Here is a 24359-nt window from a genome sequence, read left to right as displayed (position 1 = left end):
TTTACAACAATGTCTATCTTCCTGAATTCCGATTCGAAGATCATCGTCCAGGGCATCACCGGCGGAGAGGGCTCGAAGCACACCGCTCGTATGCTCGCCGCCGGGTCGAACGTCGTCGGCGGTGTCAACGCCCGCAAGGCCGGCACCACCGTCAAGCACAACGACCAGGCTGGCAACGAGGTCGAACTCCCCGTGTTCGGGTCCGTCGCCGAGGCGATGGAAGCCACCGGCGCTGACGTGTCCGTGGCCTTCGTGCCCCCGGCGTTCTCCAAGGACGCCGCGATCGAGGCCATCGACGCGAAGATCGGTCTGCTCGTCATCATCACCGAGGGCATCCCCGTGCAGGACTCGGCAGAGGTCTGGGCCCGTGCGCAGGCGGCCGGAAACGCCACCCGCATCATCGGACCAAACTGCCCGGGCATCATCACCCCCGGTGAGTCGCTGGCCGGCATCATCCCGGCCAACATCACGAAGAAGGGCAAGCTGGGCCTCGTCTCGAAGTCCGGCACCCTGACCTACCAGATGATGTACGAGCTGCGTGACCTCGGCTTCTCGACCGCCATCGGCATCGGCGGAGACCCGGTCATCGGCACCACGCACATCGATGCGCTCGAAGCCTTCGAGGCCGATCCTGAGACCGAAGCCATCGTCATGATCGGCGAAATCGGCGGAGACGCCGAAGAGCGCGCCGCCGCCTTCATCAAGGAGAACGTGACGAAGCCGGTCGTCGGCTACGTCGCAGGCTTCACCGCTCCCGAGGGCAAGACCATGGGCCACGCCGGCGCCATCGTCTCCGGCTCCTCGGGAACCGCTCAGGCCAAGAAGGAAGCCCTCGAAGCCGCAGGCGTCAAGGTCGGCAAGACCCCGACCGAGACCGCCGAGCTCATGCGCGGACTCCTCGCCTGAGTCGCGTGAGACACAACCGCTGCTGAGGGCGGGCCAGCCGATTTCGACCGGCTGGCTCGCCCTCAGTGCATACCAGCTGGCTCAAAGTGCAGGCGCACGGCATAAATGCTCTGCTCCTGCACTTTGAGCCAGCTGCTGTCTGCGGAGGATGAACTGCGCCGATTGTGGCGGTGCGCAACAGCTGGTTCAACGTGCGGGCGCAGAGCACACATGCCCTGCGCACGCACGTTGAACCAGCGGGTGTATGCAGAGGAGCGTGCCGCCGGTGACTCCACTCCGGACAAGTCGCCGCGCGCGGACCGCACTGCACACCTCGCGCGGCACGTACTAGTCTGAGATCGTGAACTCCCAGACACCTGATCAGACAACGCCGTCGACGAACCCCGCGGACACTCTCCCCGACATCGGCACCGCCGCCCCGCCCGTCGACACCAGACCGGCCGCGCACCCGCGCAACTTCGGCTCCGACAACTGGGCCGGAGTCCACCCCGAAGTCATCACCGCCATCGCCGAGGCCAACGTCGGCCACACACCCGGCTACGGCGGCGACCCGTGGACGCAGCGTTTCCACGACATCATGGCCCACCACTTCGGGCCCGAGGCCCAAGCGTTCCCCGTCTTCAACGGCACCGGCGCCAATGTCCTCGCCCTGCAGTCGGCGCTGCCGCGCTGGGCCGCGGTGATCACGGCCGCCTCGGCGCATATCAACTACGACGAAACCGGAGCCCCGGAGAAGGTCGGCGGGCTCAAGATCGTCGGTGCCGCCACCGAGAACGGCAAACTCACCCCCGAGACCATCACGGGGGCGATCATCGGCCGTGGCCACGAACACAATGCGCAGCCGCTGGCCGTAAGCATCTCCCAGTCCACCGAATGGGGCACGACCTACACCCCGGAGGAGATCGCGGCGATCGCGGCCACCGCGCACGAGAACGACATGATCCTCCACGTCGACGGGTCCCGACTCGGCAATGCCGCCGCCCACCTCGGCGTCGGCCTCGGTGACATCACGACTTCGGTCGGAGTCGACATCCTCAGCCTCGGCGGAACGAAGAACGGCCTGCTCGGTGCCGAATCGGTCGTCATTCTGAACCCCGACATCGGCCACGGAATGCGCTTCCTGCGCAAGATGAACCTGCAGCTGGCCTCGAAGATGCGCTTCCTCTCCGCTCAGCTCAACGCGCTGTACGAGGGCGACCTGTGGCGCAACTCCGCCACCCGGTCGAACACGATGGCGCAGCACCTCGCCCACAGACTCGCCGAGGCGGCCGAGCGCGGCCGTGTCCCCGGGCTCGAGATCGTGCAGAAGGTCGAGTCGAACGTCGTGTTCGTCCGGATGCCCGCCGAGGTGGCCGCGCGGGCCCGGCAGACGTTCGCCTTCGCGGACTGGCCCTTGGAGAGGGACATCGTCCGCCTCATGTGCGCGTTCGATACGACGACCGAGGACGTCGACGCCCTCGTTGCCGCCATTGTCGGGGACTGAAGGACCTCACGCTCGGCTTCGGGCCCGGGCGAGCGTGACCGCACCTGCGACGAGGAAGACCGCGACGGGAAAGATCGCGCGGGGCCCCGATGCGATGAGCGACCACGCCATGAGCGGGATGAGCGCGAGATTGGCTGCACTCCACACCCGCAGTCCTGCGGTGCGGACGTAGGCGAGGATGCACATGATGTAGATGATGACGAAGACACCGCTGGCCGCACCGATCATGTCGACGACGAGATCCGGCTTCACCAGGAGAATCACCAGCGACACCGTGAATCCGACGCTGAGGACCAAGGTGGCCCGACGCGGCGTCGCACCGGATTCGACGGCCAAGGACCGGGGCAGAATCCGCTCCGTCGCCGCCACAGCGACGATGGTGGCCACGCCCCTGGTCCAGGCCACGGCATTGAGCGTGATCGCCAGGATCCCCATGGCGGCCAGGACGCTTGCGGCAACTCCTCCCCACGGCGTTGACCGCAGAGCGTCGACGATCCCGGTGACCGGATCGACCTGGCTCGACTGCGCCTGAACGGCCACGGTGAGGGTGAGGACGAGGACCAGCAGAAGGACCAGCGAGATGATCGCCACCGGGGCGAAGTCACGCCGTGGATCCGGCAGCTCACGGGCGAGGAAGGTGAGATTCTCGAAGCCGATGAAAGCCCAGAACGCGATGAGCGCCCCGGCAGGGACGAGAGCCAGCTCGGGTATGTCGGGGACGACGTCGGGCGTTCTGCTCGGGTGCAGCAGAGACCAGGCGACGACCGCGACGATGGCGATGACGAGGACCACCGCGCCGACGCGCTCGACAGTGCTGCCCAGCGACCGGCCGCGCAGATTGACGATGACGGCGAAGGCCATGAGCACGGCGGCGATCGCGATCTCGGGAACGTCGATGGCCAAGATGGCCGTGAGGTTCCGCGCCGCCATCACGGACCCTGAGGGCAGTCCGACGACTACGACCATCGAGAACATGAGGGGGACCATCGCCGCGGGACGACGCCCCAGCCCGGTCCTGATCGTCTCGCGAAGAGGATCGGCGCTGTGCCCGGAGACGATGACGGTGTCGCGGAAGAGCATGAGCATGGGCAGGCAGACGAGCGCCGCGATGATCCAGGTGAGAGCGGCCGCGGCTCCGGACTCATGAAGGACAGCGGCCGGCACCGCGATGAGTCCGGCTCCGACGACGGATGACAGACCTGCGGCGACTCCCGGTCCGAGTGACCAGATCCTGGCCCACCCCGTCGAGTGCCCGTCGGGGGGCCTCGGCGCGGACGATTGTGATGCTGCGACCGAGGTCGAAGAGGTGCGTGGTGAAGTCATGACTCCACTCAACCGTCGATCGCAGAGAACCACGAGTGTCTTAAACGACACGTCTCACCGGTTTTCGGTCATAATGGGACGATGTTCACCGCAGCAGTGCTCATCAGAGACGGACTCTCCCTCTTCGAATTCGGCGTCACGGCCGAGGTCTTCGGGATCGACCGCACGGAAGTCGGGTCACCGCCGATCGACTTCCGCGTCTGCTCGGAGGGCGGACCGCGCTGGTTGGAGACCAAGCACGTCTCCGCAGTGAGGATCGAATCCACGCACGGTCTCGAGGGCCTGAGCGGAGCCGACGTCGTCATCGTCAGCGCCAGCCTGCCCCACACCGGCACCGAGGCGGAACGGGCGGCCCTCCGCCGTGCCCATGCGGAGGGAGCTGTGATCGTCTCACTGTGCAGCGGTGCCTTCCTTCTCGCCGGTGCGGGTCTCCTCGATGGGAGTCAGGCGAGCACCCACTGGCTGTTCGCCGACCAATTGGCACGGGATTTCCCACGCATCGACGTCGTCGAGGCCAACCTATTCACCGATGCCGGGCAGATCGTCACGGCCGCGGGCACCGCTGCGGCGATCGACGCCTGTCTGCACATCGTCCGACGCGAGATCGGAGCGACGACGGCGCGATTGATCGCGCGGAGGATGGTCGTCGCACCGGCCCGCAGCGGAAACCAGCTGCAGTTCGTCGAGCGGCCGGTTCCCGCAGCCGCCGATCAGGGGCTCTCGGCCACGCTCGAGTGGGCGGCGAGCCGCCTCGGCGAGGACATCGACGCACCCGCCCTGGCCCGGCACGCGAACGTGTCCGTACGGCAGCTGGGCAGGCGGTTCCAGCAGGAGCTCGGAACGACACCGCTGCAGTGGATCACCCAGGAGAGGATCCGCGCAGCGCAGGAGCTGCTCGAGGTCAGCGATCTGTCGATCGAGGCGATCGGGCGGAAGGTCGGCTATTCGTCGGCGACCCAACTGCGTGAGCACTTCCGCCGCTCGGTCGGGACGAGCCCCTCGCAGTATCGGGAGTCCTTCGCCGCGGCTACTTCTTCTTCCGTCGGTCGACCTTGACGGAGACGACGGGGACATCGGAGTCGAGGATTATGCGCTGAGCAGTCGAGCCCATGATGAGCTTGCCGACGGGGGAGCGGCGGCGTGATCCGATGACGATCATGCGGGTGTCGGAGGTCGCCTCGGCCAGCGCCAGCAGCTCTTCGACGGGATCGTTGCCGCGGAGGAACTGAAGGATCTCGTGGGAGACCTCGGAGGACTTCAGAGTCTCCTTGAGCTCCTCGATGTCTTTGCTGGTGGCGACGCCGCGTTCGTCGGGGGTCTCACCGATTCCGGCATTGAGCACGACGAGGACGTCGTCGAATGCGCGGGCCTGCTCGATGCCGAATTCGACAGCGGCCTTGCCTTCGGGCGAGGGGGAATAACCGACGAGGATTGTCATGATCTCTCCTGGTGCGACATTGGACGAAGCTCTCTCAACTACTAGCATATCCGCCCTGTTCGGACGGGTGGCTGTTCACTCCGCAGGGAGGGGCTCCGCAGCTGATCCGCCGACTGCCGATCCCCTCGCCGACGCTACTCTGCTTCGTCTGCATGAACGAAATGTTGGAATAATTGGGTATATGTTGGTACGTGATTGACAGCACGTGAATAGAGTCCTACGATCAGTCAAACCAACAGATAGCCACGTGGTTATTCGCCCGAACGGCGATGAGCCGCGAGTAGGAAAGGGCCGGACGTGTTCGCTGAAGAACGGCAACGACGCATCGCTGAGCTGGTCAGCGAAGCAGGCCGGGTCAATGTCACCGATCTGGCCGCCGATTTCGACATCACCACCGAAACCGTCCGACGCGACCTCGCCGCACTGGAAAAGGCCGGAGCCCTCCAACGCGTCCACGGGGGAGCCGTGCCGTGCCGTCCCCACAGCCTCGAAGAGCCGACCTTCGGCGACCGTGAGATCCACAACCTCGATGAGAAGACCGCGATCGCCCGGTCCGGACTGAGCCTGCTGGAGGAGACGATGAGCATCTCCCTGGACGGCGGCACGACCTGCGCGGCCCTCGCCCGGGCGATCGCAGACGAAGCCACCGCCCGCCAATCCGCTGGACAGTCCCCACGACAGCTGCGCGTGATCACCAACTCCCTGTCCGCCATCGACAGTCTGGCCGGTGCTCCCGGCGTCGAGATCTTCGTCCTGCCGGGCCGATTCCGCCCGGTCACTCGGGCCATGGTCGGACCGCAGACGATCACGGCCATCGAAGGCCACCGAGTCGATCTCGCGGTGCTCGGGACCAACGGTCTCAGTCACGACGGCGTCTCCACGCCCGACCACGATGAGGCGGCGACGAAATCGGCGTTCGTGCATTGCGGACGCAGGGTCGCCGTACTCGCCGACTCCGCGAAGTTCGACGCCGTCTCCCTGGTGCGGTTCGCCGAACTCGACCAGATCGACGTCCTCATCACCGACGACGCGCCGGAAGAGCCGTTGGCAGCCCATCTGGAGACCGCGGAAGTCGAGGTCGTCACTCCATGATCCTCACCCTCACAGCCAACCCGAGCCTCGACCGGACCATCGAGCTGTCCGGGCCGGTCCACCGCGGCCAGGTGCAGCGCGCCGTCTGGGCCGGACAGCAGCCCGGGGGCAAGGGAGTCAACGTCTCCCGCGCCGTGGCGGCCGCCGACCGTGACACCTTGGCGCTCCTGCCCGGAGACAACGACGACCCGGTGCTCACCGGCCTCGACGCGATCGGACTGGCCCATCGCTCGGTTCCCACCGGCACTCCGCTGCGGTCCAATATCACCGTCACCGAACCCGACGGCACGACGACGAAGATCAACGAACCAGGCTCGCCTATGAGCCTGCAGACCCAGAACGCACTGCTCGACCTCGTGGCCGATCAGGCCGCCGACGCGAGCTGGGTCGTCCTGGCCGGTTCGCTGCCGCCGGGAGTCGACGATGACTTCTACGCCCGCGCCATCGAGCGCATCCGGCAGCTTCCTCAGCCGCCGCTGATCGCCGTCGACACTTCCGGCGCTCCTCTGGCTGCGGCCCTGCTGGCCTCACCGGATCTCATCAAACCGAATGCCGAAGAGCTCGCCGAGCTCCTCCACGCCGCAGGGCTCCTCAACGCCGCAGGGCTCCAGCGCGATGCCGGACTCCTCCACGGCGCGGGATTCAACGACGATGCCCGGGCGCACGGCGACAGCGGAGTATCCGATCCGAGCAACTCGGCCGAGCCGCACCAACCCGTCGGCTGTCGCGACGCGGCCCAACCTCTCGGGACCACAGAACCGCTCAATACCGCAGACCTGCACGCGATCGCCGACCGGCTGGAATCCTCACCGCAGCTCACGGCCCGCGCCGCAGCGACCCTGCTCACGGCGCGCGGCCCCCACCCACGATCGATCCTTGCGACCCTGGGTGCCGGCGGTGCGGTTCTCGCTCAGCCGGGGACTGCATGGCATGCTCAGCATCCGCCGATGGACGTCGTGAGCACCGTGGGCGCAGGTGACTCCACTCTGGCCGGGTACCTGCTGGGACTGACCGGCGGTTGCGAACCCGGTGCGGCCCTGGCACAGGCGGTCGCCTATGGAGCCGCGGCCGCCCGCCTGCGCGGCACCGGAGTGCCGAGCCCGGAGGATGCCCGGATCGACGCGGTGACTGTCATGCCGCTGACGGCATCCGCAGCAGCACCTGCGGGCAAGCCCACAGCACCGGCAGGCATCCCCGCCGACGCATCTTCCCATCGACATGAGGGCACAGCCCCCGACGCCGAGGAGGCACGATGACATCGCTCATCACAACAGAACTGGTGATCCTCGACGCGGATCAGGGGACGGAGTCGTCCGCTGTCATCCGCGCTCTGGCCGCCGCGATCGCCGAACAGGGGCGTGCGAACTCCGCAGACGGACTCGCGGCCGCGGCGATCGCCCGCGAAGAGAAGACCCCGACAGGTGTGCCCGGCGGCATCGCCATCCCCCATGCCCGCACCGAGGCGGTCACCGAGCCCAGCCTCGCAATGGCCCGGCTGAATCCGCCGGTCGACTTCGGTGCCAAGGACGGCCCCGCGGACCTCGTGTTCATGATCGCCGCCCCCGAGGGTGCCGGGAAAGACCACCTCAAACTCCTGTCGACACTCGCTCGGTCGCTGGTGAAGAAGGACTTCGTCGCCTCCCTGCGCGCCGCCGCGACCGCGCAGGAGATCGTCGACCTCGTCGAAACCGCCCTCGGCATGCGTGAGACGCCCGAAGAGCAGACGACCACCACCGAGGCGGACCACCCCCGCCGGGTCATCGCCGTCACCGCCTGCCCGACGGGAATCGCCCACACCTATATGGCTGCCGACGCCCTTGCCCAGGCCGGGTCCGAGATGGGCATCGACGTCGTCACCGAGACCCAGGGATCGAGCGGCACGACCCCGATCGACCAGTCCGTCATCGATGCCGCCGATGCCGTCGTCTTCGCCGTCGATGTCGACGTCCGCGACAAGGCTCGGTTCGCCGGCAAACCCTATGTGCAGGCGCCGGTCAAGGCCGGAATCGATGATCCTCAGGGCCTTGTTCGCAAGGCCCTCGCCGAGGCGGACGCCCCGAACGGCCACCGGCTCACGACCGCTCACGCCGCCGACGACTCTGCCGACGCGCAGTCCGGCTCCCGTGAAAGCGTCGGCGCTCACCTCAAGCGCGTGCTGCTGACCGGTGTCAGCTATATGATCCCCTTCGTCGCCGCCGGTGGTCTGCTCATGGCCCTGGGGTTCCTCCTCGGCGGATTCGACATCCCCGACTACGCCGAGGACATCGTGCTCGGCAACTCCCTGTGGAACCTCCCCACCGAATACGGTGACCTGGCGCTCGGACCCGTCGGCGCCTACCTGGGCGCCGTGGCCTTCCAGATCGGCAACTTGTCGATGAGCTTCCTCGTCGCCGCTCTGGCCGGATACATCGCCTACGGCATCGCCGACCGTCCCGGAATCGCTCCCGGCTTCACCGTCGGCGCCGTCGCCGTGCTCATGGGCGCCGGCTTCATCGGCGGCATCATCGGCGGACTGCTCGCCGGCTATATCGCCCACTGGATCGGCTCCTTCGCCGCACCGAGGTGGCTGCGCGGGCTCATGCCCGTCGTCATCATCCCTCTGGTGGCCTCCCTCGTCTCTTCCGGCCTGATGTTCATGGTCCTCGGTGGACCGATCAGTGCCCTGACCACGGGCCTCGACTCCTGGCTGAGCTCGATGACCGGAACCGCCGCCGTCGTCCTCGGGCTCATCCTCGGCGCGATGATGGCCGTCGATCTGGGCGGACCCGTCAACAAGGTCGCCTACTCGTTCGCGGTCGCCGGTCTCGCCGCCGGCTCCGTCGACAACCCCGTGCCGTGGGAGATCATGGCCACGGTGATGGCCGCCGGAATGGTTCCGCCCCTGGCCATGGCGCTGGCCACCGCCGTGCGCCCGCGCATCTTCTCTCAGGCGGAGAAGGAGAACGGAAAGGCCGCCTGGCTGCTCGGCGCCGCGTTCATCTCCGAAGGCGCGATTCCCTTCGCCGCCTCCGATCCACTGCGCGTGATCCCCGCGTCGGTCGTCGGCGCCGGCGTCACGGGCGGCATGACGATGGCCTTCTCCGTCACCAGCCAAGCCCCGCACGGCGGAGTCTTCGTCTTCTTCGCCATCGACTCGTTCCTGCTGTTCCTGGTCTCCATCGTCGTCGGCACGATCATCAGCGCCGTGCTGGTGCTCGCGCTCAAGATCCTCGTCCGCAGGGGCGGAGCGTCTGGCCCCGACGAGGCGAAGCCGGCCGAACCGGTATCGTCGAACGCTGACGCCACACGAGTCTGAACGCTCTCACCGAAGAGGCAAGACAGGAAGGAATGGGGATGTCCGCAGAGTTCTCAGGCATCGGAGTCGTACCCGGACGGGTCATCGCCCCGGCGCTGACCATGCCCGACCCCGTGTCCGCACCCGTGGCGAAGCCCGCCCCGGCCGATCCCGAGGCGGAGGCGAACAGGATCCGAGAGGCCTCGGCCGCCGTCCACGCCGAACTGCGTGAGCGCGCGGAGTCCGTCACGGGAGATGCCCGTGACGTGCTCAAAGCCACGGCACTCATGGCCAAGGACCCTGCCTTGGTGAAGACGGCGATCAAACGCCTGTCCGAGACCGATGCGGAGACCGCGATCTGGACGGTGGCCGCCGAGACCGCTGCGCAGCTGGAGAAGCTCGGCGGCTATATGGCCGAACGCGCGGCCGACGTCCTCGATGTCCGTGCCCGCCTCGTCGCCCATCTGCGCGGAGTGCCGGCCCCGGGCATTCCGCATTCGGTCGAGCCCTTCGTGCTCATCGCCGCCGATCTCGCTCCCGCCGACACCGCGACTCTCGACCCGGAGCTGGTGGTCGGACTCGTCTGCGCAGAGGGCGGACCGCAGAGCCACACGGCCATCCTCGCCCGGTCGATGGGCATACCCGCAGTGGTCGCGGCCGCCGGTGTCCGCGAGATCACCGACCACACCCCCGTCTTCGTCGACGGCGGCGCCGGCATCCTGCGCACCGAACCCGGAGCGACGGAGACCGGCCTCGTCGAGTCATGGACGGAGACGGCCGGCCGGCTGCAGTCCTTCACCGGACCCTGTCTCCTGAGCGACGGCACCCGGATTCCACTGCGTGCGAATGTCGGCGACGGCGCTCAGGCACAGTCTGCGGCAGCCGCCGGTGCCGAAGGCGTCGGTCTGCTGCGCACCGAGTTCTGCTTCCTCGACCGTGACACCGAACCCAGCATCGAAGAGCAGGCCGAGGCCTATGGGCAGGTGTTCGCGGCCTTCGACGATCACAAGGTCGTCGTGCGCACCCTCGACGCCGGAGCCGACAAACCTCTGCCGTTCCTCACCGACGCCGATGAACCGAACCCGGCCCTGGGCGTACGCGGATTCCGGACCAGTCGCCGGGCTCAGGGCGTCCTCGAACGTCAGCTCGAGGCGATCGCGCTCGCCGCCTCAAGGCATGCGGTGACCGTCCACGTCATGGCTCCGATGATCGCCACCGCCGAGGAGGCCCGACAGTTCGCAGACCTCGTTCGTGCGGCAGGACTCCCCACCGCCGGTGTCATGGTCGAGGTTCCCGCGGCAGCGCTCCAGGCGGCCACGATCCTCCAGGAAGTCGAGTTCGCGTCCATCGGCACGAACGATCTGACCCAGTACGTCATGGCCTCCGACCGCATGCTCGGCGGTCTGGCCGAACTCAGCGACTCGTGGCAGCCGGCAGTCCTGCAGCTCATCGGCATGGCCGCCGCCCAAGGTGCTGTGGCGGAGAAGTCGGTGGGCGTGTGCGGTGAGGCCGCGGCCGATCCGGCGTTGGCCGTCGTGCTCGTCGGCCTCGGAGTCACCAGCCTGTCCATGGCACCGCGGGCCCTGCCGGCTGTCGCCGAGGTGCTGTCCGGTGTCACCCTCGACCAGGCGCAGCAGATCGCCCGCCGTGCACTCGCGGCTCGCAGCGCCAGCGATGCGAAGGCCGCGGTCCGAGCCGAACTGCCGATCCTCGACGAACTCGGATTGTGAGTCCGGCCGTCGGGCGAGTGACCCCGTGACATACTCAGCACCACCACAGACACTACCCACAGGACATGCCGAACCACCGGTCCGGCCGAACCACGGTCGGACTGACAAGGAAGGACAGAAAATGGCAGAGACCATCGCAACAGTCGGAAGCACCGTCGGCCTGCACGCCCGTCCAGCAGCTCTGCTGGCCGAAGCCGCCGCAGACTATGACCTCGAGATCACCATCGCCCTGGAGGGCGAACCTGCCGAGGACGCCCTCGACGCGGCCAGCGTGCTCTCCCTCATGGGCCTCGGCGCGGAATACGGTCAGAAGGTCGTTCTGCGTACCGAAGGTGACGGAGCCGACGAGGCGCTCGCCAACCTCAAGCAGCTCATCGAGACCGATCACGACGCCGAAGGCTGAGCGGCACGCAAGCGAGGAGGCGGCAACCGGTCCGCTCAGTCTAGACTGAGCGAATGCCCGCCTCCCTGCTGCCCTCTGACTCCGCCGCCGCCCACCGCAGCCGGGATCTGCTGGCGGTATTCCCTCAGCTCAGCGATGTGCCCGGTCTGCCGCAGGCGCGCATGCTCATCGACTACGTCATCGGTCGCCGCCTCGGAGTCCTCGACGTCTCGGGCCGGGACACCGAAGGCACCTTCGTCGCCGCCGAACTCTCAGCCGAGGTCCCCGAGAACCTCATCCTCGTCGATGATGCGCACGGTCTGCAGGCGACCCTGCTCAGCCGTCTGACCCAGGTATGCACATACAACGACCGGCTCGACGAGGCACGGACTTTGGCCGCAGCGGTCGAGTCCCTGGCCGGAGCCGGCGAATCCGCGGGAGTCGCCGGAGAGGCCGGTGCCGAAGCGGCCCCCGTACTGGCGGTGAGCGAGCTCAATGAGATCGCGGGACTGGCCGAACTCGCGGTGGGGGAGACGTGGGCAGTCGTCAACGCTCCGAAGGCGGTGAATGCGCTCACCGAGACGATCGCGGTGCTGCAGCCGTTGGCGAGCACCATCATCGTCATCGGCCGCAGCGATGCGATGAGCCGCGGCGTCAACAAGGAACTTGCCCGCGGCTTCGGTCGGGTCGATGTCTCGCCCGGGGTCGGCAAGCACCGGATGATCATCGGCAGCCGCCCCCTGTCCTCTCCGAGCCTGCCGGAATTCCCACGCCGCGGAGTGATCACCCATCGCGGTGTCGGTGAGCTCGAAGTCCGCGCACATGGGGCCTGCTTCTCCGGGACGAAGAGCGATGAGGGCTCGGAGCTGCTCATCGACTCACTGCTGGGACTGCTCCCAGGTGGGGCGCCGGAATCTGTGCTCGACCTCGGCTGCGGCAACGGCTGGCTGCTCACCGCGGCCATTCGGGCCTCGGGGGCGAATACGGGACTCGGCGTCGATGTGTCGAAGGCGGCGGTCGCCTCGGCGAGGGCCACAACGGAGGCGAACGGAGTCGACGTCGACATCATCCTCGGTGACGCCGCAGATCCGGGAGAACCGGCGCTCGCGAACTTAGGCGAATTCGATGTCATCCTGCTCAATCCGCCGTTCCATCAGGGAACGGCCATCGAGACAGAGACGGCCGCGGCGCTCATGGCCACGGCCGCCGAGCATCTGGCTCCGGGCGGGCAGGCGCTCACGGTGTTCAATTCGCACCTGCGCTACCGGGAGCGCCTCGAATCGATCATCGGACCGAGTCGGCAGCTGGCCCGGAACAAGAAGTTCACGGTCATCGCCAGCCGCCGCGACTGAGACCTCTCGGTAACTGTGCGACCGGGACGGCTGGTGTGCGACCGGGACGGCAGGTGGCCGTCCCGATCGCACAACGTCACCGACGATTGCGGCGATAGATCCGCCAGGTGCTCACCTGATCCCAGACGGTGATGATCCAGATCGCGATGACCGTGATGATCTGCTGGATGTCGGCGTTCGCGGTGTTCGTGAGCTCGGGGTGGAGGACCGGCTGAGTCAGCAGCGCGATGGTGAGGAAGACGGCCATGGCGACATCGACGATCCCGCCGATGATGGCCACGGACGGTTTCGCCGAGGCGGTCGTGAACTTGATGATCTCGACTGCGGCCATGAGCGCGAGGAAGGCCCAGTAGCCGAGCAGCCAGCCGACGCCGAGGTCGGGGTTGACGAACGTCTCCCCATCGTTGAGGTGGCCGACGTAGAGCAGAGTCGTGGGGATGAATGGGATGGCTGCCAGGGCGACGATGAAGACCAGCCCGAGCCCCGCCTCGGCGCGGATCTGCTTGCTGTGGGAGTCACGTCGGTCGAGGTCATCGATCGTCCATGTGCCCGACTTCCGTTTGCGCATCGCCTCGGCTGCGCCGCCGTCCGAACTACGGTCGCCGAGGCCGATGATGATCGTGATGACGGCGAAGGCGGTCAGCAGCGCGGTGACGGTGCTGCCGACGGTCTTGCCGATCAGTTCGCCGATCTGGACGTCGGGGGAGGTGGCGAGAGTGACCACGACATTCGTGAGAATGGCCAGCAGGCCGACGGCCGGCAGGATCCAGCGCAGGCTCCAGAGGAAGAGCGGGTACGATTTCGGGCCGATGAAGTGCTGTGGTGAGTTCGAGTACTCCCGCGACAGCGCGACGGGATCGCCGAGCTCTTCGAGGACCTCGCGTTCGATGGCGGCAGTGTGGTCCGGGGACGTGTCCGCATCCTCGCCGAGGCGGGCGTCGACCATGTCGTCGATCGTGGCGGTGATCTCGGCGGCGATGTCCGGGCGGGACTCTTCGGGGAGGTGGCGGGTGACGTTGTCGACGTAGATTTCGGTGAGCGCACTCATGGTGTGCCGTCCTTCCAGAGCTTGGTGATGCTGGAGTCGAGTTCGAGCCAGTGGCTGTGCAGTGCGGCGGCGACTTCGGCGCCGCTGTCGGTGAGTGTGTAGTACTTGCGGGGGCGGGCTTGTTCGGTATTCCAAACCGATGTGAGCAGCCCCTGCTTCTCGAGCCGCCGCAGCAGGGGGTAGAGGGTGTTGGCTTCGGTGGCGATGCCGGCTTCGGTCAGCGTCGTCAGCAGCGAGTAGCCGTACTGCGGCCGTCGACAGGCGACGAGGCTGGCGAAGACCACGGTGCCGCGTCGCAGCTCCTGTTCGTGGGTGGCCAGAGCCTTGTCTTCATCCTCGTTCATGCATCACACGATAGTGTGTGTCACACACTATTACAAGAGGCGGGGTATGAGGAATGTGGCAGAAGCATCGGGCCGACAGTGCGCCGAGCGCGGATCTGATGTGTCCGTGCGCCGCACTTCGCTATTGACCGGAGGGGTGGAGAGTGAGTGCTGCAGTCATTGAACTGAGCACGGCGACGGCGGTGAGGGCCGGCGCTCCATCGGCGGAGCAGGGCCTCAGTGATCGCTATTCCGTCAGATCGAGCATCGGCGTCGAGCGCCGGAACCCGCGGGTGACGACGGCGAGATAGGCGATGCCGATGAGCAGCCAGATCGCACCGATCAGCAGAGTCCGGGGCGAGAGGCTCGTCCACAGCCACAGCGTGAGGCAGAAGCCGATTCCCGGCAGCACGATGAAGCTGAAGACTGCGGCGCCTCCGCGCCTCTTCCCATCGATGACGAAGTGCTTGATGACGGAGAGGTTGACTGCAGAGAACGCGATGAGCGCGCCGAAGCTGACCATCTCCGAGATGAAGCCGAGATCGACGGCAAGGGCGAGCAGAGACACCAATCCGACCGCGAGCGTGGCGAGAACCGGGGTGTGGAATCGAGGAGAAAGGCGACCGAAGAACGACTTGGGCAAGACTCCGTCGCGTCCCATGGCATACAGGATGCGGGAAACCGAGGCCTGCGAAGTCAGAGCCGAGCCACAGGCGCCGGCGACGTAGGCGGCGGTGAAGAAGATTGTCAGGAACTGGCCACCTGCGGCCGCCATGACGTCGAGCGCGCCGGAGTCGACGTCGGTGAAATCGTTCGATGGGTAGGCGAGTTGAGCGAGGAAGGACAGGGCGATGTAGATGAGTCCGCCGGTGACGGTGGCGATGATGATTGCACGAGGTACAGTGCGCTTTGCGTCTTTCGCCTCTTCCGACAGCGTCGACACGGCGTCGAATCCGAGGAAAGACAGGCACAAGATGGCCGCACCGGCCATCACATTGCCGAAGCCATCGGCGGTTCCGTCGCCGGTGAACGGCGCTGCGAGATCGACAGTTCCCGTCCCGGTCATCGACGCAATCCCGAGCCCTGCGAAGGTGAAGATGAAGATTGTCTGGGCGGCGATGATGACGACATTCGCCCTTGCTACGGACACGATGCCGATGATGTTGAGGACAGTGACGAGGGCGATTGCGGTGACGACGAAGATCCATGCCGGGATCATCGGGAATGCGGCCGAGAGGTAGATGCCGATGACGAGGTAGTTGATCATCGGCAGGAACAGGTAGTCGAGCAGCAGTGCCCACCCGGCGACAAAGCCGATACCCGCCCCGAAGCTCTTCTGCGTATAGGTGTAGGCGGATCCCGCGAATGGAAGTTCGGCTGCCATCTTCGCGTACGATCTGGCGGTGAATACCATCGCAAGCAGCGTGATGACATAGGCGAGGGGAACTCGGCCTCCGGTGACCTGGGTGACGATGCCGTAGGTCGTGAAAACCGTGAGCGGCACCATGTAGACGAGTCCGAAGAACACCAGGGAGGGGACTCCGAGTGCTCGTTTGAGTTGACCTTGGCCGTCCGTTCGGTGGTCGGTTGTGTGTTGGGGCATGATGGTCCTTTCAGGCCCTCGAATACACGGCAGTGCCGCCGAGGTAGGTGGTGCGGACCGGCAGCAGTGCCAGTTCGCGCGGGGTCAGGTCACGCGGATCGAGGTCGAATCGAATGAGATCGGCGCTCGCTCCGACCTGAATGGCTCCCCACGGTTCGGGGGAGGCGTCGGCGAAGGCCTGGTGAGCCACGGCCGCCGAGTAGGAATCGAGAGCACGGTCGACGTCGACGATCTCCTCCGGAATCCATCCGCCGTATGGTTCTCCCGCCTCGTTCTGCCGGCTGGTGCCGATTGCCAGCCCTTCGACGGGTGTGCCAGAGGTGCACGGCCAGTCCGAGCCGAAGGACAGGTGCCCGCCGCTGTCGAGGATCGTTCTCATGCGGTACTGCTGCCGGGCCCGATCCTCGCCGAGGCGGGGGACCGTGAGCACAGTCATGAGGTCATCGAGTTGTGCCCACAAAGGCTGCATATTGGCGATGACCCCAAGGTCTGCGAACCGGTCGAGATCAGCCGATTCGACGAGTTGAGCGTGGGCGATGACCGGCCGTCGGTCGCGTGGCCCGTTGGCGGCGATGGTGGACTCGATGGCGTCAAGGGCCTGCCGGACGGCGGCGTCGCCGATAGCATGGATGTGAACTTGGAAGCCAGCGGCGTCGACGGCACGAACCGCCTCCGCGAGAGTGTCTGCCTCCCACACCCGCAGACCGTGGCTGTGCAGGGAGGAGCAGTACGGTTCGAGCAGCGCTCCGGTCTCGTTCTCGACGACGCCGTCGGCGAAGAACTTCACCGTCTGGGCAGTGAGCATCTGATCGGCGAGTTCGTCCACGCGTAGTCGCGCCTCGATCATCGCCGGCAGCTGCTCGGCGAAGCGGCGAGGGTCGGCATAGAAGGCGAGATTGAATCGGATCGTCAGCCGCCCCTGCCTGGCAGCCGCAATGTAGGTTTCGACATCGGCTGGCTCGACCCATGCATCCTGGACCCACGTGACTCCGCGCTGCAGATAGTAGTCGGCCGCCCGTTCGAGGGAGCGCAGGCGCATCGACTCGTCCAGCGGCGGGCGGACGGCATCGACGAGGTCGACGGCTCCCCATTCCCGCAGTGTTCCCAGAGGTGAACTGTCACCTCGACGGGGGATCTCACCGAGTTCGGGTTCGGGCGTGCTCGCGGTGATGCCGGCGAGTTCGAGGGCGCGAGAATTGCACCATACCGTGTGGTAGTCCCAGGCGCGCAGCACGACGGGACGATCGGACACGGCCTCGTCGAGCCAGCGGGCGTCGAAGAGCCCGCCGTCGACGAGGCTGCCGTCGTAGGAGGCGCCGGTGATCCATTCGAGGTCAGGGTTGGCCTCGGCGAAGCGTCGCACTTCGGCGATGATCTCGGCGACGCTGGCGCACGAGCGCACCTGCGGACCTTCGGCTTCGAGCCCGCCGAAGATGGGATGGGCATGACCATCGGCGAAGGACGGCATGAGGAAGCCGCCGCGAAGGTCGACCGTTTCGATATCGACTGACTCGCCGGCCACAGGCTCGTGTGGGTCGGCGAGCGACGGAGACGATGGGGGAGTGCTCAGCTGTCGGGCCACCTCGGCGGATCCGATCGCGATGATGACACCGTCGTGGACCAGCAGTGCGTCAGCGGGCTCTCGTCCGGCCCCGAGCCAGATGGTGCCGTTATGGAAATGCGTCGATGCCAATTCGGTTCGTCCCCGCTTCTCTGCGTGTGATCTCTGGTCCACTGCCGAATACGAACAGTGTTCGTATCTGTGACTGGGAACACGATACACTCTTCGAAAGGTTCGGGGAAGAGGAAGTCGAGGCCAGTGTGAGACTCAATCGGGAGCGGCTCGTCGATGCTGCGCTCGCCCTCGTCGATGAGGAGGGCGCCGAGGCGCTGTCGATGCGGACTCTGGCGGCTCGGGTCGATCGTCAGGTGTCATCGCTGTACAACCATATATCCGGTCGTACCGCACTGATCGAGGCGATGCGGGCCCGCATCGTCGCCGAAATCGACGTCACGCCGTTCGCCTCGGCTGAGCAGACTGCGTTGGGGACGACCGAGTCGAGGCAGACTTCGGAGTCGGTCCCGTGGGATGCGGCGCTCGAGTGCTGGGCACGCTCGTACCTGCACGCTTTCTCCGCGCATCCGAATCTCATCCGCCTGCTCGCGACGACGTCGATCGGCGATCTGTCGACGTATCGGATGTACGACACTGTGGTGGCTGGACTGCGCCGAGGCGGCTGGCCCGAGTCGAGGACCGTGGCGGTCATGCGCACGGTCGAGGCTCACATCCTCGGGTCGGCGCTCGACATCATCGCCCCCGCCGACCTCATTGCTCAGGACTCGGCTGACGAGCGGTTCGCGTCGATTCGTGCGGCGCTCGATCCGGGGTTCGCGGGCACCTCTTCGGCGACGGCCGCGTTCGAATTCGGGCTGCGCGCTCTCATCGACGGGCTGCGGCTGCAGCTGGAGGCGATTGCATCGTGATCGGTGAGTCGCCCGAGCAGTTCTGGGAGCTGGCGCAGAAGACCCGGCCCGACCTTCCCGGCGAGATTCCAGAAGCCTGGGCCTTCGGTGCGACTCCCGAGCATGCGGATGACCTCCTCGCTCTCGTGCTGTCCGGGACGAAGACGGGCACCGCCTCGGCGCTGTGGGACATCGAAGCCGACGGCGATTCCGTCCCCGAGGTGGGCGAACTGAGCATCATCCTCGACGGCCGGGGCCGACCGAGAGCCCTCATCGAAACCACGGCGATCGACATCGTGGCCTTCTCCGCAGTGACCGCCGAGCATGCCCATGCGGAAGGGGAGGGCGACCGAACCCTGGCTGCCTGGCGCGACATCCATGAACGCTTCTGGAGCGAGCACGGACGGCGTGGATTCTCGCCCGAGATGCCGGTCGTGTGTGAACGTTTTCGGGTGCTCTTCGGAACGGCCTGCGATGCGCCTGACGGCGAGTCCGGCGACTGCTCACGTGGGAAGAGCGCATGAGCGAAACCGAATACTGGGACCTCATCCACGCGGAGCGCGCACGCCTGGCCGATCTGCTGACGACTCTCGGAACTGAGCAGTGGGCGCACGCCACCCTGTGCACGGAATGGTCGGTCGAGCAGGTCGTCGCCCACCTGACCGCCGCGGCAAACACCGGGCGGTGGGCCTGGATCCGCAGCATCGCCCGAGCAGGTTTCGACCCTGCAAAGCACAATGCGCGACTGCTCAAGCGCCGCCTCGGTGGCTCACCGGGGGAGACTCTTGCGAAGTTCCGCGACTCGCCTCGAAGGATTTCGCTGTGAACTCGAAGACCCTGGTCAAAGGGCTGAGACTCAGCGCGGTCGACGCCGACTTCGAATGCGGAAGCGGGCCGCAGGTGGCTGGTCGTCTCCTCGATTTCGTTCTGGCCATGGCCGGCCGTCCGGAGGCATTGGCAGACCTGACCGGAAGCGGGGCCGCCGAACTCCGGCGACAGATGGACTGAAACCTCAGTCGAATCCGACGACTCCGACCGTGACAAGGACGAAACCGAGCAGCTGCAGAGTTGCGCGCACGATCTGGAAGACGTCCCACCGTCTGCGCATGGCGATGAATCCCTCGGGAGCGGTCTCCTCGGTGATCCGTCCCGTTTGGGAATTGATCGGGACGTTCCCGACGATCGTCACGACCAGAGCGACGCCGAGGCTGATTGCAGCCGAAACCAGCCAGGCGTTGGGCTCATCGATGGCGACGATGATCGCCAGAGCAGTCGCCGCGGTCATCCCCACCGGCATCACCCGGCCGAATGTCTTCAGCAGGCCCTTCTCCATGATGAGCTGATCGTCCGTCGCCAGCCGACGGATCACCGGGTGGACCAAGGCGGCCGACCCGAACTCCGCTGAGCCGACGAAACCGGTGACGAGGACCGCAGCCAATGCGAAAGCGTCCATGGCCCCTCCTTCTAATAGGTAGTTGGACTATCCATAATAGATAGTAGAGGTATCTGCTAAGGTCGAGCAAGATCAGACACACAAAATTGCTGGCGGTGCCGGGAGGAGATGGCGATGCAGGAGCCGACGGACAGGCCGGAGATGAGGATGGCGGAGCTGGCCCGCCGTTCGGACCTCAGTGTGCCGACCATCAAGTACTACCTGCGAGAAGGGCTGCTGCAGCCGGGACGACGGACGAGCGTGAATCAAGCCGTCTACGATCGAACTCATCTCGAGCGGCTGCGCCTCATCCGGGCCATGACGTCGGTGGCCGGACTGCCCTTGGCGAAGGTGCGAGCCGTCGTCGGTGCGGTGGACGGACAGGCTTCGGAGATCGAAGCGATGGGCGTCACCCAGGACGCGCTCGTCGGCGAGGCCGAGACGGACGATGCCGCTGCCTCGGCGATACTCGACCGTGCGATCACCGCGCGAGGATGGCGCTGCGCGTCCTCATCGCCGGCTTATCGGGCGGCTGTGAACGCGGTTGCCATGTTGTCCGAAGAGGGCCTGACTCCGCTCCTCGATCGGCTCGATGCCTATGTCGAGGCGGCAGAAGACGTCGGCCGGACCGACCTCGATGCGATCGGCGACGCAGTCAGCATGGAGGAACGGATTCGCGGAGTCGTCCTCGGCAGTGTGCTGCGCACACCGTTGCTCGAGGCGTTGGTCCTGCTTGCCCAGCAGCACTTCGCGCAGGATCTCACTCGCTCGGAAGAAAGCTGATCGGGAACAGCTCCGTCCTGGCGATGACGCGGTCGCGATCGGCGGCCTGCGCCTGACGTCGCGGATCGGCCAGGTAGGAATCGAGCGCTCCCGGGGACTCGAACCGATAGAACTGCACCTCGTCGGGACGCCCTTGGGCCCCGTCGCTCTTGGCACGATTGACGACGCGACCTCCGTGCTCGGAAATCAGCGCGAGAACATCGTTCTCGTAGGCTGTCAGTGCCTCAGCCTGCCCTTCGCGTGCCCACAGCAGGCAGCACAGAAGCACCTCGCGGTCAGCGCCGGTTTTCGCTGAGCTTGCCTGTTCTTCCGGCTCCACCGAGTTCGGCCTCTCCTCACCCGGCAACTCCGTGCTCACGACTCCGTCGGCTTCGCGTCGTAGGTGAGCCAGTTCGTCTTCGCTGCGACATCGTCGTAGAGCACCTGAGCCTGAGCGTTGTCATCGGCGGTGATCCACCGGACCACCGAACAGCCTTCGGACGAGGCGATCACCTGCAGTCGGGAGATCAAGGCACGGCCGACACCTCGGCCGCGCGCATCGGGATCGGTGAAGAGATCGTCGAGCCAGATGCCGACGCTGCCTGTCGATGGACGCGAGAAACGACGGTAGTCGGCGATTCCGACGATCATTCCGTCCGCCTCGGCGACGAGTCCCTGGCACTCGTGTGCGGGGTCGGTCAGCCACGACCACACGCGGGAGACGACCTCCTCGGATGGTTCCAATCGGTAGAACTCGCGGTAGGCACGGAAAAGCTCTTTCCACCGGGCCTCGTCGGCAGGCGCGGTGGGGCGGATCGTCGGAGCCGGGGACGTCGTCATCGGCAGTCCTCTCACTAGGTTCGGTGCAGCACTGACCACATTACGTTCTCCGCATCTGTTCGCGTACAGGCGTCAGGAACTGGTTCTGGGCGGCGATGCACGAAATGTGGCGTGGCGCCGCTGGCTCGGTCGGCAAGCGGAGTTCCGGACGATGTGTGCTGAAAGTGTGCGGCAGATTCCGCACGGATCGTCCGGAACTCGCCGCATGCGGCTCACTATGAGACAGAAAAGTGCCCCGGGGCGGAAGCGTGTCGACTTCCGCCCCGGGGCCCGTGGTACGCGAGAGGGGACTTGAACCCCTACGTCCGAAGACACTGGAACCTAAATCCAGCGCGTCTACCAATTCCGCCACTCGCGCTCTAGCCACCGCGGATGCGGCCGCGCCGCCCTCAAGATTAGCAGGGGCGGCCCGAGTTGCTGAAAACTCGGGCCGCCCCGATGCTCAGGCCACGATCGCGCCGGCGCCGCTGCCTGGGCAATGCGACGAAGTCGCGGTCGACTCAGGCTGCGTCGATGCCGAGCTCCTTGCGCACGCGGGCGACGTGCCCGGTGGCCTTGACGTTGTACTGGGCGAGTTCGACCTTGCCCTCGGCATCGACGACGACGGTCGAGCGGATGACGCCCTGGACGACCTTGCCGTAGTTCTTCTTCTCGCCGAAGGCACCCCACTCGGTCATCATCGTCTTGTCCTCATCAGAGAGGAGGTCGAAGTTGAGCCCCTCCTTGTCGATGAACTGCTGCAGCTTCTCCGGCTTGTCCGGGGAGATGCCGACGACGGCGATGCCGGCGGCCTTGAGTGCCGAGAGCGAGTCCCGGAAATCGCAGGCCTCAGTCGTGCAGCCCGGGGTCATAGCGGCCGGGTAGAAGTACACGACGACCCGCTGACCTCGGAAATCGCTGAGGCTCACGGACTTTCCGTCCTGGTTGACGAGGGTGAACTCCGGGGCGGTGTCGCCGACCGACAGACGTGACATGAATGCTCCTCCTGGTTGGGGTGGTCTCCGACTTGGAGAACCATCGCTGACCACCACTCTATTCCGTTGCCGGGCCCGATGCCTCGACCGATGCACGCAATCACCTCGACCGATGTACGCAACCACCTCGACCGATCCTTTCGCCGAGGCGGCCCGCCGACTCAGTCGACCCGTGCGATGGTCTGTCCGACCGCCACGACGTCGCCGACGGCCGCGACCTGGCGCAGCGTTCCCGCGACCGGGGCTTCGACCCGGGTCTCCATCTTCATCGCCGACAGCACCGCGACCTCGTCACCGGCCGCCACCTGCGCGCCGTCCTCGACGAGGAAATCCACGAGGCTGCCCGGCACGGGCGCGGTGACATCCCCGGCACTCGCCGAGGCGGCTCCACCATTCCCAGCAGCACCGACCGCACCGCCCTGGCCGGTGTTGCCCTGACCGGTCCCACCGACCGAGCCGAGGGCTGCGAGCAGCCCGGCGGGCAGTCCGATGGTGGTCAGCTTCCCGTCGATCTCGATCGACATGCGCTGCATCTGACCGTCGGCCACCGGGGCCGGGCGTTCCTGGGTCTCGAAGCGCGGCAGCAACTCGGCTTCGATCCACTGGGTGTGGATGCCGTCGACACCGGCGACGCCGAGACCGGTGAATGCCTCATCACGCAGGATCGCCAGAGAGCACGGCACCACTGTGGCTGGGCCCTCGACGTGGAGCTCCTTCGCCGCTGTCACGGTGCGCGCGATCGCCTGCTCACGGTCGGGACCGTGGACGATGAGTTTCGCGAAGAGTGAGTCGAAGGCCGGCTGCACGGTGTCACCGGCACGCACACCGGAATCCCAGCGCACACCGAGGCCGCCGGGCACATCGAGGACATCGATGCGTCCCGGAGTCGGGAGGAATCCGCGGCCGGGATCCTCGGCGTTGATGCGCAGTTCGATCGCATGACCGACCGGCTGCGGGGTCGACTCCAGCGACAGACCGTGGCCGAAGGCGATGCGGAACTGCTCGGCGACGAGATCGACCCCGGAGGTCACCTCGGTGACGGGATGTTCGACCTGCAGTCGGGTGTTGACCTCGAGGAACGTCATGGTGCCGTCGGCGGCGAGCAGGAATTCGACGGTGCCGGCACCGCGGTAGTCCACCTCGGCGCAGATGGCTTCGGCCGAACGGTGCAGACGTTCGCGCTGCTCATCCGTCAGCCCCGGGGCAGGTGCTTCCTCGATGAGCTTCTGGTTGCGTCGCTGAGCGGAGCAGTCGCGGTCACCGACGGCCACGACCCGGCCCCGACCGTCGCCGACGATCTGGACCTCGACATGGCGGGGACGTTCGAGGTACTTCTCGACGAAGCATTCGGGTCGACCGAAGGCCTCGACGGCCTCACGGGTGGCCGATTCGAAGGCATCGGCCACCTCGGTCAGCTCGTGGACGATCTTCATTCCGCGCCCACCGCCGCCGTGGGCGGCCTTGATGATGATCGGCAGTCCCGCCTCGGCGGCGAAGGACTCGACCTCGGCTGCGTTCTCCAAAGGGCGGTCGATGCCCGGCGCCAAGGGGGCGCCGACCTTCTGCGCGAGCTGACGGGCGGTGACCTTGTCGCCGAGGGCGGTGATCGTGTCCGCGTTCGGCCCGATCCAGATCAGCCCGGCGGCTTCGACGGCGGAGGCGAAGTCGGCGTTCTCGGACAGGAATCCGTAGCCGGGGTGGACGGCATCGGCGCCGGCGGACTTCGCAGCGGTCAGGATCGCATCGATGTTGAGGTAGGTCTCACCGGCTGTCGTCCCGGGCAGGGCGAATGCTTCGTCGGCGAGGCGGGCATGCATGGCGTCGGCGTCCTGATCGGCGTAGACAGCCACCGAGGTGTGCCCGTGCTGGGCGCAGGCGCGGATGATGCGGACGGCGATCTCGCCGCGGTTGGCGATGAGGATTCTCGACATTGT

General features: G+C 66.5%; 25 protein-coding genes and 1 tRNA gene. 14 read left to right on the top strand and 12 right to left on the bottom strand.

The genetic code is table 11. The annotated features are described in order from the left end of the window. Positions 1–9: 9 nt before the first annotated feature. Both sucD and HF684_RS13000 read left to right on the top strand, forming a co-directional pair. Positions 10–906, top strand: coding sequence for a succinate--CoA ligase subunit alpha (gene sucD, locus HF684_RS13005; protein WP_169252805.1), 897 nt, complete (start codon positions 10–12; stop codon positions 904–906). Positions 907–1309: 403 nt separating this feature from the next. Then, positions 1310–2389: a beta-eliminating lyase-related protein gene (locus HF684_RS13000; RefSeq protein WP_169253922.1), complete on the top strand. Its 1080-nt coding sequence runs from the start codon at positions 1310–1312 to the stop codon at positions 2387–2389. A 6-nt stretch (positions 2390–2395) separates the two neighbouring features. Here the strand turns inward: HF684_RS13000 and HF684_RS12995 are convergent, their stop codons facing one another. After that, positions 2396–3712, bottom strand: coding sequence for an amino acid permease (locus HF684_RS12995; RefSeq protein ID WP_169252804.1), 1317 nt, complete (start codon positions 3710–3712; stop codon positions 2396–2398). 81 nt (positions 3713–3793) lie between these two features. Here HF684_RS12995 and HF684_RS12990 point away from each other — a divergent pair, with 81 nt between their 5' ends. Further along, positions 3794–4768: a helix-turn-helix domain-containing protein gene (locus tag HF684_RS12990; RefSeq protein WP_169252803.1), complete on the top strand. Its 975-nt coding sequence runs from the start codon at positions 3794–3796 to the stop codon at positions 4766–4768. Here HF684_RS12990 and HF684_RS12985 read toward each other — a convergent pair. After that, complete coding sequence (locus tag HF684_RS12985; protein WP_025778682.1) at positions 4740–5150, bottom strand: universal stress protein; 411 nt, start codon at positions 5148–5150, stop codon at positions 4740–4742. The genes HF684_RS12990 and HF684_RS12985 overlap by 29 nt on opposite strands. Before the next feature lie 297 nt (positions 5151–5447). Between HF684_RS12985 and HF684_RS12980 the strand changes: the two genes are divergently transcribed. The 6 genes from HF684_RS12980 (at position 5448) to HF684_RS12955 (ending at position 12980) form a co-directional block, all read left to right on the top strand. Next, on the top strand, positions 5448–6242 hold the full coding sequence (locus tag HF684_RS12980) for a DeoR/GlpR family DNA-binding transcription regulator (RefSeq protein WP_169252802.1): 795 nt from the start codon (positions 5448–5450) through the stop codon (positions 6240–6242). Beyond that, positions 6239–7498 carry a PfkB family carbohydrate kinase gene (locus HF684_RS12975; RefSeq protein ID WP_169252801.1) on the top strand — a complete coding sequence of 420 codons (1260 nt, stop codon included), beginning with the start codon at positions 6239–6241 and terminating at the stop codon, positions 7496–7498. Before HF684_RS12980 ends, HF684_RS12975 begins: the two co-directional genes overlap by 4 nt. After that, positions 7495–9537, top strand: coding sequence for a fructose-specific PTS transporter subunit EIIC (locus tag HF684_RS12970; protein WP_169252800.1), 2043 nt, complete (start codon positions 7495–7497; stop codon positions 9535–9537). The genes HF684_RS12975 and HF684_RS12970 overlap by 4 nt, the downstream gene beginning before the upstream one ends. A gap of 38 nt (positions 9538–9575) precedes the next feature. Further along, the gene (gene ptsP, locus HF684_RS12965; RefSeq protein WP_169252799.1) at positions 9576–11246 is read left to right on the top strand and encodes a phosphoenolpyruvate--protein phosphotransferase; all 1671 of its coding nucleotides are present in this window, start codon (positions 9576–9578) and stop codon (positions 11244–11246) included. 121 nt (positions 11247–11367) lie between these two features. Next, on the top strand, positions 11368–11649 hold the full coding sequence (locus HF684_RS12960) for an HPr family phosphocarrier protein (protein WP_169252798.1): 282 nt from the start codon (positions 11368–11370) through the stop codon (positions 11647–11649). 53 nt (positions 11650–11702) lie between these two features. Beyond that, entirely contained in the window at positions 11703–12980 is a 1278-nt protein-coding gene (locus tag HF684_RS12955) for a methyltransferase (protein ID WP_169252797.1), read from the top strand. A 76-nt stretch (positions 12981–13056) separates the two neighbouring features. Here the strand turns inward: HF684_RS12955 and HF684_RS12950 are convergent, their stop codons facing one another. The 4 genes from HF684_RS12950 to HF684_RS12935 form a co-directional block, all read right to left on the bottom strand. Beyond that, positions 13057–14028, bottom strand: a complete 972-nt coding sequence (locus HF684_RS12950) for a hypothetical protein (protein WP_169252796.1) — start codon at positions 14026–14028, stop codon at positions 13057–13059. Further along, the gene (locus HF684_RS12945; RefSeq protein ID WP_169252795.1) at positions 14025–14372 is read right to left on the bottom strand and encodes a PadR family transcriptional regulator; all 348 of its coding nucleotides are present in this window, start codon (positions 14370–14372) and stop codon (positions 14025–14027) included. The genes HF684_RS12950 and HF684_RS12945 overlap by 4 nt, the downstream gene beginning before the upstream one ends. Positions 14373–14598: 226 nt before the next feature. Continuing rightward, positions 14599–15954: an amino acid permease gene (locus tag HF684_RS12940; protein WP_169252794.1), complete on the bottom strand. Its 1356-nt coding sequence runs from the start codon at positions 15952–15954 to the stop codon at positions 14599–14601. A gap of 10 nt (positions 15955–15964) precedes the next feature. Beyond that, complete coding sequence (locus HF684_RS12935; protein WP_169252793.1) at positions 15965–17647, bottom strand: amidohydrolase; 1683 nt, start codon at positions 17645–17647, stop codon at positions 15965–15967. A gap of 128 nt (positions 17648–17775) precedes the next feature. Between HF684_RS12935 and HF684_RS12930 the strand changes: the two genes are divergently transcribed. The 4 genes from HF684_RS12930 to HF684_RS18825 are packed head-to-tail and all read left to right on the top strand — an operon-like array spanning position 17776 to position 19425. Then, entirely contained in the window at positions 17776–18438 is a 663-nt protein-coding gene (locus tag HF684_RS12930) for a TetR/AcrR family transcriptional regulator C-terminal domain-containing protein (protein WP_169252792.1), read from the top strand. Next, on the top strand, positions 18435–18941 hold the full coding sequence (locus tag HF684_RS12925; protein WP_169252791.1) for an ASCH domain-containing protein: 507 nt from the start codon (positions 18435–18437) through the stop codon (positions 18939–18941). Before HF684_RS12930 ends, HF684_RS12925 begins: the two co-directional genes overlap by 4 nt. Beyond that, positions 18938–19243: a maleylpyruvate isomerase family mycothiol-dependent enzyme gene (locus HF684_RS18830; protein WP_248278937.1), complete on the top strand. Its 306-nt coding sequence runs from the start codon at positions 18938–18940 to the stop codon at positions 19241–19243. Before HF684_RS12925 ends, HF684_RS18830 begins: the two co-directional genes overlap by 4 nt. Then, positions 19240–19425, top strand: a complete 186-nt coding sequence (locus tag HF684_RS18825) for a hypothetical protein (RefSeq protein WP_248278936.1) — start codon at positions 19240–19242, stop codon at positions 19423–19425. Before HF684_RS18830 ends, HF684_RS18825 begins: the two co-directional genes overlap by 4 nt. 4 nt (positions 19426–19429) lie before the next feature. Here HF684_RS18825 and HF684_RS12915 read toward each other — a convergent pair whose 3' ends face one another. After that, positions 19430–19870 carry a DUF1772 domain-containing protein gene (locus tag HF684_RS12915; protein WP_169252790.1) on the bottom strand — a complete coding sequence of 147 codons (441 nt, stop codon included), beginning with the start codon at positions 19868–19870 and terminating at the stop codon, positions 19430–19432. 114 nt (positions 19871–19984) lie between these two features. Here HF684_RS12915 and HF684_RS12910 point away from each other — a divergent pair, with 114 nt between their 5' ends. Then, positions 19985–20632 carry a MerR family transcriptional regulator gene (locus HF684_RS12910; RefSeq protein ID WP_211167995.1) on the top strand — a complete coding sequence of 216 codons (648 nt, stop codon included), beginning with the start codon at positions 19985–19987 and terminating at the stop codon, positions 20630–20632. Here HF684_RS12910 and HF684_RS12905 read toward each other — a convergent pair. The 5 genes from HF684_RS12905 to HF684_RS12885 all read right to left on the bottom strand — a co-directional run bounded on the left by HF684_RS12905 (position 20610) and on the right by HF684_RS12885 (position 24356). Beyond that, on the bottom strand, positions 20610–20951 hold the full coding sequence (locus HF684_RS12905) for a hypothetical protein (RefSeq protein WP_169252789.1): 342 nt from the start codon (positions 20949–20951) through the stop codon (positions 20610–20612). The genes HF684_RS12910 and HF684_RS12905 overlap by 23 nt on opposite strands. Before the next feature lie 35 nt (positions 20952–20986). Next, complete coding sequence (locus HF684_RS12900; RefSeq protein ID WP_169252788.1) at positions 20987–21451, bottom strand: GNAT family N-acetyltransferase; 465 nt, start codon at positions 21449–21451, stop codon at positions 20987–20989. A 273-nt stretch (positions 21452–21724) separates the two neighbouring features. Beyond that, a tRNA-Leu gene (locus HF684_RS12895) sits at positions 21725–21809 on the bottom strand. A 142-nt stretch (positions 21810–21951) separates the two neighbouring features. Then, complete coding sequence (bcp, locus tag HF684_RS12890) at positions 21952–22425, bottom strand: thioredoxin-dependent thiol peroxidase (RefSeq protein WP_169252787.1); 474 nt, start codon at positions 22423–22425, stop codon at positions 21952–21954. A 161-nt stretch (positions 22426–22586) separates the two neighbouring features. Then, positions 22587–24356 carry a biotin carboxylase N-terminal domain-containing protein gene (locus tag HF684_RS12885; protein WP_169252786.1) on the bottom strand — a complete coding sequence of 590 codons (1770 nt, stop codon included), beginning with the start codon at positions 24354–24356 and terminating at the stop codon, positions 22587–22589. Positions 24357–24359: the final 3 nt, after the last annotated feature.

Source organism: Brevibacterium sp. 'Marine', assembly GCF_012844365.1.
Lineage (GTDB): Bacteria > Actinomycetota > Actinomycetes > Actinomycetales > Brevibacteriaceae > Brevibacterium.
This window is presented reverse-complemented; position numbering and strand designations above follow the sequence as displayed.